General features: G+C 64.3%; 12 protein-coding genes and 2 pseudogenes. 6 read left to right on the forward strand and 8 right to left on the reverse strand.

The features are described from left to right. Positions 1-232: 232 nt before the first annotated feature. Positions 233-670: pseudogene (locus tag QFZ91_RS41490) on the forward strand (sterol desaturase family protein); the annotation flags it as partial. Between the two features lie 183 nt (positions 671-853). On the opposite strand, the gene QFZ91_RS41495 reads toward QFZ91_RS41490, so the two are convergent. The 5 genes and pseudogenes from QFZ91_RS41495 to QFZ91_RS41515 all read right to left on the reverse strand — a co-directional run bounded on the left by QFZ91_RS41495 (position 854) and on the right by QFZ91_RS41515 (position 7,296). Continuing rightward, complete coding sequence (locus tag QFZ91_RS41495) at positions 854-1,999, reverse strand: MFS transporter (RefSeq protein ID WP_429570854.1); 1,146 nt, start codon at positions 1,997-1,999, stop codon at positions 854-856. Next, positions 1,996-2,790, reverse strand: a complete 795-nt coding sequence (locus QFZ91_RS41500; RefSeq protein WP_429570855.1) for a DeoR/GlpR family DNA-binding transcription regulator — start codon at positions 2,788-2,790, stop codon at positions 1,996-1,998. The genes QFZ91_RS41495 and QFZ91_RS41500 overlap by 4 nt, the downstream gene beginning before the upstream one ends. A gap of 101 nt (positions 2,791-2,891) precedes the next feature. After that, positions 2,892-4,397, reverse strand: a complete 1,506-nt coding sequence (locus QFZ91_RS41505) for a PepSY-associated TM helix domain-containing protein (protein ID WP_429570856.1) — start codon at positions 4,395-4,397, stop codon at positions 2,892-2,894. A 35-nt stretch (positions 4,398-4,432) separates the two neighbouring features. Then, a pseudogene (locus QFZ91_RS41510) lies at positions 4,433-6,803 on the reverse strand (TonB-dependent receptor). An 82-nt stretch (positions 6,804-6,885) separates the two neighbouring features. After that, entirely contained in the window at positions 6,886-7,296 is a 411-nt protein-coding gene (locus tag QFZ91_RS41515; protein WP_429570857.1) for a DUF2946 domain-containing protein, read from the reverse strand. Between the two features lie 230 nt (positions 7,297-7,526). Between QFZ91_RS41515 and QFZ91_RS41520 the strand changes: the two genes are divergently transcribed. Further along, positions 7,527-9,662 carry a tetratricopeptide repeat protein gene (locus tag QFZ91_RS41520; RefSeq protein ID WP_429570858.1) on the forward strand — a complete coding sequence of 712 codons (2,136 nt, stop codon included), beginning with the start codon at positions 7,527-7,529 and terminating at the stop codon, positions 9,660-9,662. Here the strand turns inward: QFZ91_RS41520 and QFZ91_RS41525 are convergent. Then, complete coding sequence (locus QFZ91_RS41525) at positions 9,657-10,253, reverse strand: molybdopterin-dependent oxidoreductase (protein ID WP_176106505.1); 597 nt, start codon at positions 10,251-10,253, stop codon at positions 9,657-9,659. The two genes, QFZ91_RS41520 and QFZ91_RS41525, sit on opposite strands and share 6 nt — an antisense overlap. Before the next feature lie 182 nt (positions 10,254-10,435). On the opposite strand from QFZ91_RS41525, the gene QFZ91_RS41530 reads away from it, so the two are divergent. Then, a complete protein-coding gene (locus QFZ91_RS41530; RefSeq protein ID WP_429570859.1) occupies positions 10,436-10,669 on the forward strand; it encodes a hypothetical protein in 234 nt (77 codons plus the stop codon). A gap of 22 nt (positions 10,670-10,691) precedes the next feature. Here QFZ91_RS41530 and QFZ91_RS41535 read toward each other — a convergent pair whose 3' ends face one another. Then, entirely contained in the window at positions 10,692-11,999 is a 1,308-nt protein-coding gene (locus QFZ91_RS41535; RefSeq protein ID WP_176365944.1) for a LysR family transcriptional regulator, read from the reverse strand. Further along, the gene (locus QFZ91_RS41540) at positions 11,996-12,697 is read right to left on the reverse strand and encodes a GntR family transcriptional regulator (RefSeq protein ID WP_429570860.1); all 702 of its coding nucleotides are present in this window, start codon (positions 12,695-12,697) and stop codon (positions 11,996-11,998) included. The genes QFZ91_RS41535 and QFZ91_RS41540 overlap by 4 nt, the downstream gene beginning before the upstream one ends. Before the next feature lie 391 nt (positions 12,698-13,088). On the opposite strand from QFZ91_RS41540, the gene QFZ91_RS41545 reads away from it, so the two are divergent. The 3 genes from QFZ91_RS41545 (at position 13,089) to QFZ91_RS41555 (ending at position 14,928) form a co-directional block, all read left to right on the forward strand. Beyond that, positions 13,089-13,931 (forward strand): gallate dioxygenase, encoded by an 843-nt coding sequence (locus QFZ91_RS41545; protein ID WP_176106501.1) that lies wholly within the window; start codon positions 13,089-13,091, stop codon positions 13,929-13,931. Further along, positions 13,931-14,290, forward strand: coding sequence for a protocatechuate 3,4-dioxygenase (locus QFZ91_RS41550; protein ID WP_176106500.1), 360 nt, complete (start codon positions 13,931-13,933; stop codon positions 14,288-14,290). The genes QFZ91_RS41545 and QFZ91_RS41550 overlap by 1 nt, the downstream gene beginning before the upstream one ends. A gap of 95 nt (positions 14,291-14,385) precedes the next feature. Next, positions 14,386-14,928 (forward strand): hypothetical protein, encoded by a 543-nt coding sequence (locus tag QFZ91_RS41555; RefSeq protein WP_429570861.1) that lies wholly within the window; start codon positions 14,386-14,388, stop codon positions 14,926-14,928. Positions 14,929-14,953 lie beyond the last annotated feature (25 nt).

Consider the following 14,953-nt stretch of genomic DNA (forward strand, 5'->3'; position numbering starts at 1 on the left):
TCCGGCATTGCTGCACCACGCGAGCCTGTGGCTGCAAGGCTATGCGCTCGTGCTGGTCATGATGGGACTGGGGGCGTTGCTCGAGCGCCGCTGGCCGGCCGCATTGCTGCAATCGCGCGCGGGGCAGCGTCTGAACATGGCGTACGCGGGCCTGTATCTGGCGTTGGTTGAAGCCACGAAGCCGCTGACCGCGGCCGCCAGCGTCGCGATCGTGAATGCACTCGGCGGCGGCATGGTGGTGCTGGTGTCGCACGGGTGGGGCGCGCTCGCTTCGTTCGTGATCGTACTGTTGACGATCGATTGCCTCGAATACGCGTTTCATCGCTTGCAGCACACGTGGCCCATCTTGTGGAAGCTGCATTCGCTGCACCATAGCGCGGTGGATTTCAACGTGACGATCACGTTGCGGCATCACTGGATCGAAGTGCTCATCAAGGGCTGCCTGCTTTATCCGCTCGTCGGCGTACTGTTCAAGGTCGAGCCGTGGATCGTTGGTGCGACGTCGATCGTGTTCATGTTCGGCAACTACTTCGCGCATCTAAATTTGCGCGTGGACCTTGGCCGCTACGTCACGTGGGTCAACAATCCGCAGTATCACCGTTTGCATCACTCGATTCGCGCCGAGCATCTCAATCACAACTTCACGCAGCTATTGCCGATGTGGGATCACGTGTTCGGCACGCGCTGGGTGCCCGCGAAACACGAGTGGCCCGCCACCGGTCTCGACGATGGCACGCAGCCGAGCTCACTGCTCGGCGCGTTCAGCTGGCCATTGGGTCAGCATGCGGGACGCGATGCGTTACCCGTTCGCAAGCCGCTTGCCGTGCTCGACAAGAAAGCGAAATAGCACTGGCTAAGCGGGTTGCGCGCCGCGCACCGCCTTGCCGCCCAGCAGCGACACGATCAGCGTGGCCATGACGAGCACACCCAAGGCCGCGCGCAAGCCGAGCACGCCGGCGCCGAAACCGATCAGCGGCGGCCCGACCAGAAAGCCCGCATAGCCGAACGTGGCCGCCATCGACACGCCGATCGCCGGCGTCGCGCTCGAACGGCCCGCCGCGCTGAAAATCACCGGAACGATATTCGCGAGACCGATGCCGACCATCGCGAAGCCGACGCAGGCGGTCAGCACCGTCGGCAGGCTCAGCACCAGCGCGAGTCCGGCGAACGCGATCAGACCGCCGAGCGCGACGACCTTGCTCGAGCCGAAGCGTCGCACCGATGCGTCGCCTGCTATCCGGCACGCCGCCATCGAAAACGCGAACGCGGAGTAGCCGATCGCGGCAATGCTCGCTTCCTGATTCAACGTGGAGCGCAGGTACACCGCGCTCCAGTCGGCCACCGCGCCTTCCACGAGCATGCACATGAACGCGAGCAGCGCCAGTTTCATCACGGCGCTGTCGGGCCATGCGAAGCCGCTCGACGCGGCGGCCGCGCGCGGACCGATATCGCGTAGCGCAAACCCTGCAGCGAAAATGATCAGGGCCGCAATGAACAGATCGGGGACGAGCAGCCCGCCCAGGACGCCGACGCCGCCTTTCTGCAGCATCGCGCCGCCCGCCGCGCCAAGCAGGCCGCCCGCGCTCCACGCGGCATGAAACGACGACATGATCGGCGCGCGCCAGCGTGTTTCGATCGCGCTCGCATGTCCGTTCATCGACACGTCGAGCGCGCCATTCGACGCGCCGAGCGCAAACAGCACCACGCACAACGTCAGCATGCCGGGCGCGACCGCGGGCAACGGCAGCGCGATCGCGAATGCCGCGCCGAGCAGCGCGGTGGCGCGGCCGCTGCCGACGCGCGGCGCGAGCTGTCCCGCGAGCGGCATCGCAACGATGGCGCCGAGCGCGAAGCAGAACAGCGCGATGCCGAGCGAGGTGTCGCTGAGCGCCAGGCTTTCCTTGATGCGCGGCACCTCGACCGCCCATGCGCCGATGCCGAAACCGTTGGCGAGAAAGACGGCGAGCGTCGCGATGCGTTCCCTGACGAGTGAGTTCATGGGCGTGCCACCATCACGTTATCGCAGACGGCCTCGAGGCTCGCGATACGCGCGCCCGGTACGTCCGCTTCGACGAACAGATAATCGACCGACGAAGCCGGCGCTACCGCGAACGGCGCCGCCGTAATCAGCTTTTCCGAGGTCAGCGCGATGGCGATCTGGCCGCTCGCTTTGACCATCGCGCGTTTCAGTTCTGCATCTTCAGCGTGGAATGCGGCGACGCCTTCGTCGGGATCGAAGGCGCAGGCGCCGAGAAAACAGAGATCCGCGCGGATCTGCTGGACCTGCAGCAGCGCGGTCGCGCCGAGCGAGCCCGCCGCGCCCCCGGCGATGCGGCCGCCGATCAGTATCACGTCGATCCCCGGTCGGTTCAGCAGCCGCGCGCACGCGTCGGGCGAATTGGTGACGACGGTCAGGCCGGCGTTGTCGGGCAGCGCCGCCGCGATCGCGACGTTCGTCGAACCCGCGTCGAGCAGCACGATCTGCTTCGGACGAACGATCGACACGGCCGCCGCGGCAAGGCGTGCCTTGCGATCGACGGCCTCGTGCATGCGCAGCGCCGCGGGTTTGTCTGCTGGCGACATCAGCAGCGCACCGCCATACACCCGCTTGCAGTGGCCTTGATCCGCGAGATCGCGCAGATGGCGACGCACCGTGTGCTCGGAGATCTGCAGCTCGGCGGCAAGCTCGGCCGCGAGCACGCGACCATGCGTGCGCAATCGCTCCAGAATCAGCGCTTCGCGCTGCTCCCGTAGTAGCCCGTTGATCGCTTCTTCCCGGGTTCGCTGCATGGGTCTCGTCTCCGTTTCGGTGCAAACCGATCATAAACGAGCAAAATATATCGTAAACGCTCGTGAAGCGCAAGCGGAGCCTGACGCGGCTTGCCCTGGCTTCAGGCGACTTCGTTCAATTCCGGTCGCGAGCCACGGCCGAAAACCAGCCGATCGAGCAGCCAAACCGCGACGAGCGTCGCGCCCATCAGCGGGAACACGATGCCGAGCAGCACGAGGCCGGCTTTCCAGCCACGCATCGGCGGCGCGGCGCGCTCGCGCGACGGCGCGCCGAGCGAGCGTTGCGGCCGGCGTTTCCACCACATCACGAAGCCGGTCACAGCGAGCGCGGCAAGGCCGAGCGAAATGGCCGCGCACAGTATCTGATTCGCGACGCCGAAGTAGCGCCCTATATGCAGCGACGTGCCGTACGACACGGCCTTCGCGATCGCCCCGTAATCGCCGTAGCGAATGTCCTTCAGGATCGCGCCGCTGTATTGGTCGACGTACAGCGTGCGTTCGTCTCGCGGATTCGCGGGGAACCAGGAAAGCGTGTAGACGCCGGTTGCGGAATTCGGCAGCACGATGCTGTAGCCGTCCGAGATGCCGAGCGACGCGGCGAGCGCAACGATATGACCGAGCGACAGAGGCTGTGCCGCGTCGCTGTTCGAGGAAGAGGGCACGCTGGAGTTGCCCGCGGCCCACGGCGTCAGCGGCAACGGCAGATCGTCCATCACCATGCCGGGCATCGAGTCCATGTCGGCATGCGTGGCATGCGCGCTCGCGCCGCTCGCGTGGTCGGCCTGTTGTGATTGCGCTCCTGGCACGATGGAGCGCAATGGCAAACCGCCCCACGCGCCCGGCGGCGCCCCCAGCTTCGTCGCGGTCGCAAACGCCTTGAACTGCTTGCCCCATGAGCCGGTCCACGGCAGACCGGTACATACGAACGCCAGCGCGCCCAGCGCGAGCCAGATGCCGATCACCGCGTGAAGACTTTTCCATAGCGGACGTCCTTTCAGCGCGAGGCGCGGCAGCAGCGCAGCGGGCGCGGTCGTTTTGCCGCGCGGCCACCATAGCGCGATGCCGGTGCCGATCATCACGAGCGTCCAGCATGCGGCCAGTTCCATCAGCAGCTCGCCGGGCTTGCCGAGCAGCAGCTTGCGATGAATCAGGCGATCCACCTGCATCAAGCGACGCTCGACGCTCAGCGTGCCCAGCACATCGCCGTTGTATGGATTCAGATAGACGCTCTGCTGCGTGCCGTCCGCGAGCCGAAACACGAATTCGGCGCTGCGTTGCGGATCGCGTGTGATCGCGGCGGTCGTCGCGATCGAGCCGGGCGGCATCGCCGCGCGCGCTCGCGCGAGCAGCACGTTGTCGGGCAGTCGCAGCACCGCTTGCGGTGCAACGACCATTCGCTGCCGATACAGCAGCGGCTCGATCTGCGGCTGGAAGCAATAGAGCGTGCCGGTGATGGCGAGCACGAGCAGAAACGGCATCACGAAGAGGCCCGCATAAAAATGCCAGCGCCACAGTGTTCTATAGCCTGGATGTGCGGGGCCGCTGGCGGCGGCAGCGGCCGTACCGTTCTGCGCACGTACGGGTTCGGCGGTTGGAGTCGTGGACATGAAATCCTCGTCGGGCAAATGGGGCGATGGGTTACTCAGAGACGCAGCTTCGCTTCGACATAAAACGTGCGGCCCGGATACGGGTGGTAGACGAAGTAGCGCGCGTCGAACAGGTTGTCGACGCCGATGCCGAGTTCGCTGAGCTTCGTCGGCTTGAACGTGAACTTCGCGTCGGCGACCGTGTAGGTGCTGGTGCCGCCGAACACGTTCGGGTTCGTGTCGGTATTCGTCAGCGTGTTGTACTGACGGCCCGAGTAGCGCGCGGCGAGCGTCAGCGCCGCTCGCGCGTCGAAGTGATACGTCGCGGCAAGATTCGCGTGCCACAGCGGAATGCGGTAAAAGTACTTGCCGACCGAGGCCGGATTCTGAGCGTTTTCGAGGATCTTCGACTGCGTGTACGCGACGCTCGCGAGCAGATCGAGTCCGCGCACGAACACGTCTTCGCCCGAATAGCTCGTTTCGACGCCGCGCGATCGAACCTTGCCGATGTTCTGGAAGTTCGTCACGTTCGGGATCACGGTGGTGTCGGTCTGACTGAAGATCGTGTTCTTCACGTCGTCCTGAAACAGCGACAAGCGGAACACGCCATTCCAGTGCGCCCATTCGGCGCTCAGTTCTTTCGACAGATCGTCCTCGGGCTGCAGATGCGGATTGTTGTTCACGATCGCGGAGCCATTGATTTGCCCCTGGAACAGTTCGCTCGCGGTCGGAAAGCGATAAGCGCGACCGATCGACGCGCGTAAGGTCAGATCGTCGCTGACATCGAACGAAAGCGACGCCTTCGGCGAAAAGTGACGCTGGCTGGCGTCGCTGTACGCGATCGTCGTGCCGGGCAGCGACTGCGCGCCGTCGTAGGCTTGCCAGTCTTCATAGCGCACGCCGTAGACGAGCTTCCAGCGCGGCAGAAAGCGCCATGCGTCCTGCGCATAAAGAGCTTGCGTCTGAGTCTTGCCGGTGAACGCGTTGGCGAACGAGGTCGCGTCGCCGTCGCGCCAAGCTAGCGTGTTGTAGGTCTGGTTGTCGACGAAGTAGTTGTCGTAGTGGTAGCCGAAGCTCAGTGCGTGATTGGCCAGCCCCGCCTCGTTTGTCGCGGGCGTGTAGGTGCCGTGCAGGTCCAGCGTCTTCCAGCCGGTGCCGTCGCCGAACAGCACGGTGCCGGGGCCATTGCCCGGGCCGCCGGCATTCGCGATGCGTGCGACGCTATTGCCGATGTCGTAATACGAAGCGATCGCCTCGCCGTTCCAACCGGTCGCATTGCGCGTTTTCAGCGACACGCCGTAGAGCCAGTTCTCGCTGTGTCCGAGACTCGGCGCGAACGCTGCCGCCGGAATCGTGTAGTGGTAGCCGTCGATCGATACGTTGCCGCTGTACACCGGGTTGCCGTCCGCGTCGCGCAGGAACGTCGATGTTTCGCTGTTGTAGGTCCGGTGCCAGTAGCCGAGCGTGAAGCCGCCCTGCAGCGTCGGCGTGAAGTCGTACTGCATCTTCAGCTTGAGCTGGTCTTGCACCGTGTGCTCGATGCCTTCGCCGTTCACGCCGAGCACGGCCGTCGGCGTATTGGTCTGGTTGTTGTAGAAATGGGCGCCGGTGACGGGCGTGTCGCCGGCCTTCGCGGGCGTGGTCGATTGCGCGAGCGTCGCGAATTGCAGCGGCTGACTCGTGTTCTCGAGATGATTGACGCCGAGCAGGTACGAGAACTTGCCGATCCGATCGCCGAGCGACGCGCTCGCTTCGCTGCCGTTGAAACTCTGGTTCACGCCGAACAGGCTGAAGTGCTGCGTGAATGCCTTGACGTCGGCTGTGGCCTCGAACTGATTCGGCATGCGCGTGCTGATCAGCACCGTCGCGCCTAAAGAGTTGCCAGGATACAGCGCGGAAAACGGCCCGTAGATTACGTCGACTTGCTGGATTTCGTCGGGAGACACCATAGACCAGCGCGGCGGAAACGAATAGCTATTGCCGAGCAGGTTGCTCAGCAGCAAACCGTCCGCATAGACGAGGCCGCGCGCGCTCTGCGTATTGCTGGTGCCGCGTACCGCGATGATCGAATTCAGGTCGCCGATGAAGCGCTTGCGTACCGCGAGGTTCGGCAGGTACTTGAGCACGTCCTCGGTGTTGACGACGTTCCAGTTCGCGAACTGATCGCGCGTGACGGTTTCGATGGAGGCGGGCAGGTTCGGGTCGACGGCGCGCGGTGCGGCGCTCGCACTTGCGCTTGCATTGACGCTGACGGCGGGGCAGCGTCGCATCCGCGTCGGCGGCCTGCGCGGGTGTTGCAACCAAAGCCGGCACGAAAGCAGGCACGAGCGCGGGCCAACGAACGGAACGACGAGCCGCGCGATGAGGGGAACAGACAGCGTCACGACGGACGCAAAAAGACAGCCTTCGCAGCGCGAAGTTGAACATGGGCGTTTCCTCGATGCATTGAACAGGTGATCGCAGGCTTCGTCGACGTGGGCGACGAAGGCGCGATCAGAACCGGCAGCGATCAGGAAACGACAGGTGGCGCGCGCGGACGTCCCGACGGGAACGCGCCCAGCGGCGTGAAGCGGGTGGACAGCGTGGGCGGCGCGGTGCCGGCCAGCGGCAGCGCGGCCGGCGGCTCGGCGGCGGCGAGCGTCGGCATCGCGACGTGGTGTTCGAGCAGATGACAGTAGCCGCAGGCGCCGAATGCATCGTCGTGGCTCAGATGCACGGGGGCGGGACTGGTTTGAGCGACGACGCTCGCATCGCTGATATCGCTCGCGCCGGTCGGATGAAGCGCCGAACACAGCACGGCAATCGGCTCGTGGCCGCGGCCCGATTCGAGCAACTGACTGATGAGCGGCGCGAACACGACGAGCCACATGGCGACGAGGCCAAGCCATGCGGTCAGGTGGTTGCGGGAGCGTCGAGTCATGAGCGTCGAAGAAAAGACGGGGGCGATTCTAGCATCACCACGCGATCCTCTCATTCGTAAATGTCAGGTATAGCGGCGGAAAAGACGGTGAAAAAGCGCTTAGTTCGGGGCGCTCAGGCCGAGGTGAATCACCTATGCTGTGCAAGCGCGCAAGGTGCGCGTATCGAACCAACAGCGCAACAGCGGCGCACCCGCCGCACGACCGCGCCGCTGAAACATCGCCACGACACATGACACTCACGCAGACGCCTGCTTCTTCGATCGCCGACATCAACCAGCGGGCCGTGGCGCTATGTTCGGCCGGACAGTTCGCTGACGCGTTGCCGCTCGTCGCGCCGCTGCTCGAAAACGCCACTTTGCCGAACGATCAGCGGGCCGATGCGTTGAATATTGCCGGTGCGTGTTCGTTCGCGCTGCGTCAGTGGACGGACGCGGAGAACTATTGGCGCCAGTGCCTGTATCTGAAGCCGGATTACGCGGACGTCTATGCGAGCCTCGGCTCGCTATTCAGTTCGCTCGGCCGCCTGTCGGCCGCGAAATCGACGTATCAGCGATTGGTGTCGCTGCGCCCGCTCGACGCGAACGCGCATTATCAACTCGGCAACGTGCTTTACGGGCTCGGTTATCGTGCCGAAGCGGAGGCGGCGTTTCGGCAGGCGGTGACGATTCACCCCGACCACGCCGAAGCGCATTACAACCACGGCATCGTGCTGCGCGACCTGCGACGCCCGCAGGAAGCAGAAGCGGCTTATCGTCATGCATTGCGCGGCTTGCGTGACCACGCCGAATTGCACAACAACCTCGGCAGCGTGCTGATGGAACTCGGGCGTCTCGCGGAAGCGGATGCCGCGTATCGCGAAGCGCTGACGCTCAAGCCGCAATATCCGGAAGCGCTCAATAATTTTGCCGGTGTGCTGAAGGCGACCCAGCGGCTCGCGGAAGCGGAGATGGCTTGCCGGCTTGCGATCGCAATCCGGCCTGACTATGCGGAAGCGCATCTCAATCTTGGCGCGGTGCTCGTCGATCTCGATCGCGTGAGCGAGGCCGAGGCGGCGTACCGCGAAGCGCTCGCGCATCGGGCGGATTATGCGGAGGCGCATTACAACCTCGGCGTGGCACTGTTCAGGCAGGAGCGTTACGAGGAAGCCGGGCAGGCTTACCGAGACGCGATTCGCTGCCAACCTCTGCTTGCCCATGCGCACAACAATCTCGGCTGCGTGCTGCGCGTGCTCGAGCGTTTTCCGGAAGCGCTCGACGCGTTCCAGCAAGCGCTCGCGGTGTCGCCGCAACTCGCCGAGGCTCACTCGAACATTGCCAATGCGCTGACCCAGCTCGGGCGCTTTGCCGAGGCAGAAAGCGCGTATCGGCAGGCGATTGCATTAAAACCCGACTATGCCGAGGCGCGTTTCAGCCTGGCCGTGTTGCTGCTCGGCTTCGGCCGCTTCGACGAGGGCTGGCCACTCTACGAGTGCCGCTATCAGCTGCCCCATTTCGTTCATCGACAGTCGCAGACGATGCTCAGGTGTCCGCAATGGCAAGGCGAGCCGCTCGCGGGCAAGTCGGTGCTGCTGTGGCAGGAAGACGGCCTCGGCGACATGCTGCAATTCAGCCGCTATGTTCCGCTGCTGAAGGCGCTGGGGGCCGCGCATATCGCGTTTGCGTGTGCGCCGGCGTTGCATCGGCTGATCGCGAAGGTGGATGGCGTCGATGCGGTGCTCGACCACCACGGAGCGCTCACGCGCGTCGCGACCTACGATTGCTGGACCAGTCCGCTTAGCGTGCCGTTGCATCTACGCACGACGTTGGATACGCTTCCGCGTCCCGCGCGACTGAGCGCGGAGCCCGCGCTCATCGAACAATGGCGTCCCGCGCTCGACGCGCTGCCGTCCGGCCACCGGGTCGGTCTGGTCTGGAAGGGCAACGCGAAGCATCACAACGACGCGAATCGGTCGATGCGGTCGCTCGCCACGCTCGCGCCGCTGTGGAGCGTGCCGGGCCTGAATTTCGTGAGCTTGCAGAAGGGGCAGGGCGAGGACGAAGCGCGCAATCCTCCGCTCGCGCAGCCGCTGCTCGATCTGGGCGCGCGCGTGACGGACTTCGCGGACAGCGCGGCGATCGTCGCACAACTCGATCTGGTGATCTGCGTCGATACGTCGATCGCGCATCTTGCCGCATCGATCGGCAAGCCGTGCTGGGTAATGCTGCCCGAAAGAGATGTGGACTGGCGCTGGATGCACGAGCGCGACGATTCGCCGTGGTATCCGCACACGCTGCGTCTGTTCCGGCGCGCGCCAGGGGAAGACTGGGCGAGCTCGGTCGAGCGCGTGCGGCAGGCGTGCGTCGAGCGATTCGGCGGCGCGCTATGACGCCTCGGTGAGCTGCATGTGATACAGGCCCCACGGCGACAGTTCGAAGCGGTCCTTCAGCGGCTTGGCCGCGAGTTCGGGAATCTGATCCGCGTCGTAGATCGCCCATAACGGCCCCACGCCACCGAGCGCCAGCGGCTTGCCGTCCATTTGCGTCGCGACGATGAAGTGATACTCACGCACCTTGTCGAGCGTCGTCTGCACCGCGTAGCCGTCGACCGCGTGCATGACGATTTGCGTGCTGCCTGCATCCGGTGCGCCGATATGCGCGAGCACGTCGGTCAGCAGCGGGCCGCTGAACGTATGCAGGTGCGCATCGTATTCGATCGTCGGATGGATCGTCACGGATTTCATGCTGGCGAGCAACGGCAGATCGACGCCATACGCTTGCGAAAACTTCACCTGGTGCTTCGCCAGCAGTTGATCGAAAGCCGGATTGAGCGCGCCGCGATTGCTGTTCCTGATCGCACCGGAGATCGTCAGGAGAACTGGAGACGGCGCGCATTCGGCGTGCTCACGCTTTGCGCCGAATGCGGGCGCGACCGCCGCGCCCAGCACCGTGGCGCTGGTCAGGAACTGGCGTTTGTTCATTACGTTTTCTCCGGGTGTCGATGAGGCTTGGCGGGCTCATTTGAGCACTCTTCTATTGTCGGAGAATTGCCGCCGCAGATGATACGGCGATGCTTCATTTACACGTCATTCGCTATGCTCTTTCCGCATGGCATTCACAGCGGAACTGGCACGCTTCGTTGCGCGGTGATCCAGCACGGTGCATGTCTTCGCAGGTTTATGAAGAAGTGCTACTCACGCGCATCTCATTCATCGGCTTCGATGAAGCGGGCGGCATACTAGATGCGGCATTGGCCGCGAAGAGCCCGCAGGTGTCGATGTTCGACCTGCGGCGCGATGCGCTGCGAGATAAGGCGCGCGCGGCGAAGATCCGCGTCGCCGACACGCTGTGGCGCGCGTTTTTCGACAGCCTGCCGGACCCGGACAGAAACAGTTGAGCGAACTGATCGATGGCAACGCTCAGGTCGCGCCGATGCTGACCGTGCGCGTCACATCGACGACCGACAGCCGGATCGCGTCGATCAATGCCCGTGCGGCCGGCGATGGCGTACCCGCCGCGCGCATCGTCAGGCCGATCTCGCGCCGCGTGTTGTGCAGCGGTACGTCGAGCACTACCAGTTGCCCGGATTGAACCTCGTGATGCAGCTGCTGCGCCGACAGCGCCGCCGCCATGTCGGTGCCGAGCAGCAGCCCGCGAATCACCGCGAGGTCGGCGGTCTCGACGGTCGGCAAAGGCGGCTTCACCTTCATCCGCCTGAATTGCGTTTCGAACAGCGCACGCGCCGGCGCGTTGCTGCGCGGCAGAATCCATTGCGCGTCGCGCAGACCCATGACGGTCAGATTGTGGACTTGAGTCAGCGGGTGACCGCGGCGCACCAGCACCACCATGTTTTCCGACATCAGCCGCTCGTTTTTCAGGCCGCTCGTCGCGTCGTTGTCGCGCAGCGCGCCGAGAATGAAGTCGATGTCGCCGGCGCGCAGACCGGCCACCAGCGTCTCGTACGCGCTTTCGTCGGTGACCACCCGCACGCCGGGATTTTCCGAGGTCATTCGCGCGATCGCCTTCGGCAGGATCAGCGTGCGTCCGAGCGGCAACGCGCCGACCGTCACCGAGCCCTGAATCTTGCCGTGCAATGCGGCGATATCGTCGGGGATGTGCCGCAGTTCGTTCAATGCGCGGCGTACGTGCAGCAGGAACGTTTCGCCCTCGGCCGTCAGCAGGATGCCGCGCGGGCTGCGATGAAACAGGCTCAGTCCCGAGCCGCTTTCGAGTACGCGGATCGCGGTGCTCACCGCGGGCTGACTGATGCCGAAGGTTTTTGCCGCGCTCGGCATATGCCGATGCCGCGCGAGCGCCGCGAACAGTTGCAGCCGCCGCGTATTGAGCAGGTACGCGGGCAATGCGCCCTCCGATACGGGCCGGCGGCGCGTCTGTCGCGCGGCGCACCATTGCGCGAGCTCTTCGAGCTCGGCGAAGATCCGCTCGCAGCGGTGCAGCACCGCGCGGCCGACCGGCGTGGGCAGCATGCCCGAAGGACCGCGATCGAACAGCGGCACGCCGAGCGCCGACTCGAGTTCCTGCACGGAGCGCGTGACCGCCGACTGTGCGCGAAACAGGGCGGCCGCCGCGCGCGTCGCGCTGCCCATGTCCGCGACGAGCCGGAACGCGCGCAATTGCGCGAGATTGAGCAGGTCCTTGCTGCTGACCGACAGCGGCGCTTTGGCGGCCGCCTGGCTGGCTTCGGCGGAAAGTGCGTCGTTGCTCATGCCGCGCCCGCGATCAGATGCAACGATGGCAGCGACAAATTGAGACTTTCCTTCGAGATATGCGTGTGCTCCTTCATCAACGCATCGACGCGCGCGCCTTCGCCTTGCTTCAGCGCGTCGACGATCGCGTGATGCTGGCGATGCGCGTACATCAGCATCATGAACTGACGCTCGCGCGCGGCTTCGTCGAACGCGATCGTGAACGGCGACACGAACGGCACCCTGTCGTTCAGGCTGAGCGCGGCCGTGATCGCCTGGTTCTGCGCCGCTTCGACGATCAGCGCATGAAAGCGGCCGTTCATCTGCGCGTAGCGCACGTCGTCGCCGGGTTGCAGATGCTTTTGCTCGAAGATTTCGTCGCCTTCGCGCAGGCATTCCTCGAGCGCGGCGGCGAGCGCAGGGCTCGCGCCGTTTTCGGCGACCGAGCGCGCGGCGAGCCCTTCGAGCACGCCGCGCACGTCGATCGCATCGAGGACGTCGCGCACGCTGAAGCGGCGCACCACATAGCCGCGCGAGCTCGAACGATCGAGCAGGCCTTCCGCCGACAGCACGCTCAACGCATAACGCAGCGGCGTGCGCGACACGCCGAGCCATTGCGCAAGCTGCGCTTCGACGAGCCGCTGCCCGGGCGACAATTCGCCCGACAGGATCTTCTCGCGTAAGGTCTGCACAATCGCTTGCTGGGTCGTCTCGTTCATCGTTTCGTCGCTCGTCGGAAGCACCGCAGTATAGCCATGCGTGCAGCACCGCTCCAAGCCTTGAAAAAGTGCGTTGCGAGTTGTTTTCCGGGTCATCTGTTTTATTTATCGCATGCCGGAGCGAGAGGAGGCCGCGGAAGGCACGCCGCACGGGCTTGGGATACCGAGGGAGCCCTGTGCGGCGTGGGTCGCGCAGGGGTTCATCGGCTCGCCGGGTGCCCGCATACCGGGTTTTTACCCATCATTCCGGCACAATTCGAGGTATACCCGTACTTCACGTATCGAGGCACAATTTCTATCTTTGTATCCCAAGACGGTCGCGGTGACTAGCGCGGTAAGCTAGGCGACCTATCCGATTGGCAGCAGCACGAAGTGACGGAAGAGAACGAATATGGCAAGGATCATTGGTGGTATCGGCACGTCCCATGTACCCACGATCGGGTTGGCGTACGACAAGGGCAAGCAGAATGAACCGGCATGGGCGCCGATGTTCAAGGGTTATGAACCGGTGGCGCAGTGGCTGGCCGAGCAGAAGCCCGACGTGATGGTGATGTTCTACAACGATCACGCGAACAGCTTTTTCTTCGATTGCTATCCGACCTTCGCGCTCGGCGTGTCGCCCAACCACGAATTCGCCGATGAAGGCGCGGGCAAGCGTCCGCTGCCGGACATCGCCGGCCACCCGGATCTGGCGATCCATATCGTCGAGCAACTGGTCGCCGACGAGTTCGATCTGACCGTCTTCCAGGACCGCGCGCTCGATCACGGCGTCAATTCGCCGCTCTCGCTGATGCTGCCGCATCAGGGCGGCTGGCCGCTGTCGCTGGTGCCGCTCGAAGTCAACGTGCTGCAGTATCCGCTGCCCACCGCGAATCGCTGCTACCGGCTCGGCCAGGCGCTGCGTCGCGCGATCGAATCGTTCGAACAGGATCTGAAGGTCGTGGTGGTCGGCACGGGCGGGCTGTCGCACCAGGTGCATGGCGAGCGCAGCGGCTTCAACAATACCGAATGGGACATGGAGTTCCTCGACCTGATCGTCAACGATCCGGAGCGTCTTGCCAGGATGAAGCACGTCGACTACGTGCGCCTCGGCGGCGCGGAAAGCGTCGAGACGATCATGTGGCTCGCGATGCGCGGCGCGCTCGGCCAGAAGGTCCGCGAGTTGCATCGCAGCTACTACCTTGCGACCAGCACCGCGATGGCCGTGACGATCTACGAAGGAGAGGTGGCGTAATGAATCCGCAACTGGTTGGCGTCGAAGAATTGACCGGCACGTATCCGTTCGATATCCGCCAGAGTATGAAGGCGATGCGTCTGAACCGCTTTTTCTGGCAGATGCGCGAAGCGTCGGCGCGCGCGCTGTGGCTCGAAAATCGCACCGCCGCTTACGATGCGGCCGGCCTGACGCCGGAAGAGCGCGCGCTGGTCGACAACACCGACTGGATCGGTCTGATCCGCTATGGGGTGTCTTTCTTCGTGCTCGAGAAGTTCGCGCGCGTGGTGAAGATCACCAATCTCGGCGTGTACGCGAGCATGCGTGGTGAAACGCTCGAAGAGTTTCTGAAGACCCGCCAGGTACCCGACGCCGTTTAAAGGCCGCGCATCGAAGGCGCGCAACGAAGCAGCACTGTCCGCTGGGCATTCCGATTTGAAGTTCCGATGTGTAGTCCAATTCGAGGAGAGTAGAGATGGTCGGCAAGTTCGGCGTCAGCGAAGGGGATTTGGACCGGCGGCTAAGACTCGCGGAGTCCGGTGCACTCGAACGCGGGGGGACGTTGCGCGCGGGCGTGATCGGCGGCCTGGTCGGCGCCGTGGTGATCTGGATTTACGAAGCGCTCGTCTGGGTCGGCGCTCAGCATTTGATGTCGCTTGCCGGCATTCCGCGCAATGCGACGGGGCTCGTGTTCGGCAAAGACGTGCAGGCCTCGCTCGGCATCTGGGCGTATATCGTCGGCACCGGCATTCATTTTTTCTTCGCGATCGCGTGGGGCGTGCTGTTCGCCGCGATCTGGCCGTACTTCCGGCGCCGCGGCTATGAAGCGACGCTGGTTGCGCTGTTCTATGCGGTATTTGCGTGGATCGTCATGCATGCCGCGATCATGATCGCGTCGGATAATCATCCGGATTATTTCGACCCGGCCGTGATTATCGGCGGGTTCATGTCGCACATCTTCTTCACCGTGCCGTTGGCGTTGACCGTCAAGCGGTTGATGGAAGAGCGGCGCTATTGACGAGGTTGTACGCAAAAGCAAGCCG

The organism is Paraburkholderia sp. JPY419 (assembly GCF_050435705.1).
Taxonomy (GTDB): Bacteria; Pseudomonadota; Gammaproteobacteria; order Burkholderiales; family Burkholderiaceae; genus Paraburkholderia; species Paraburkholderia youngii.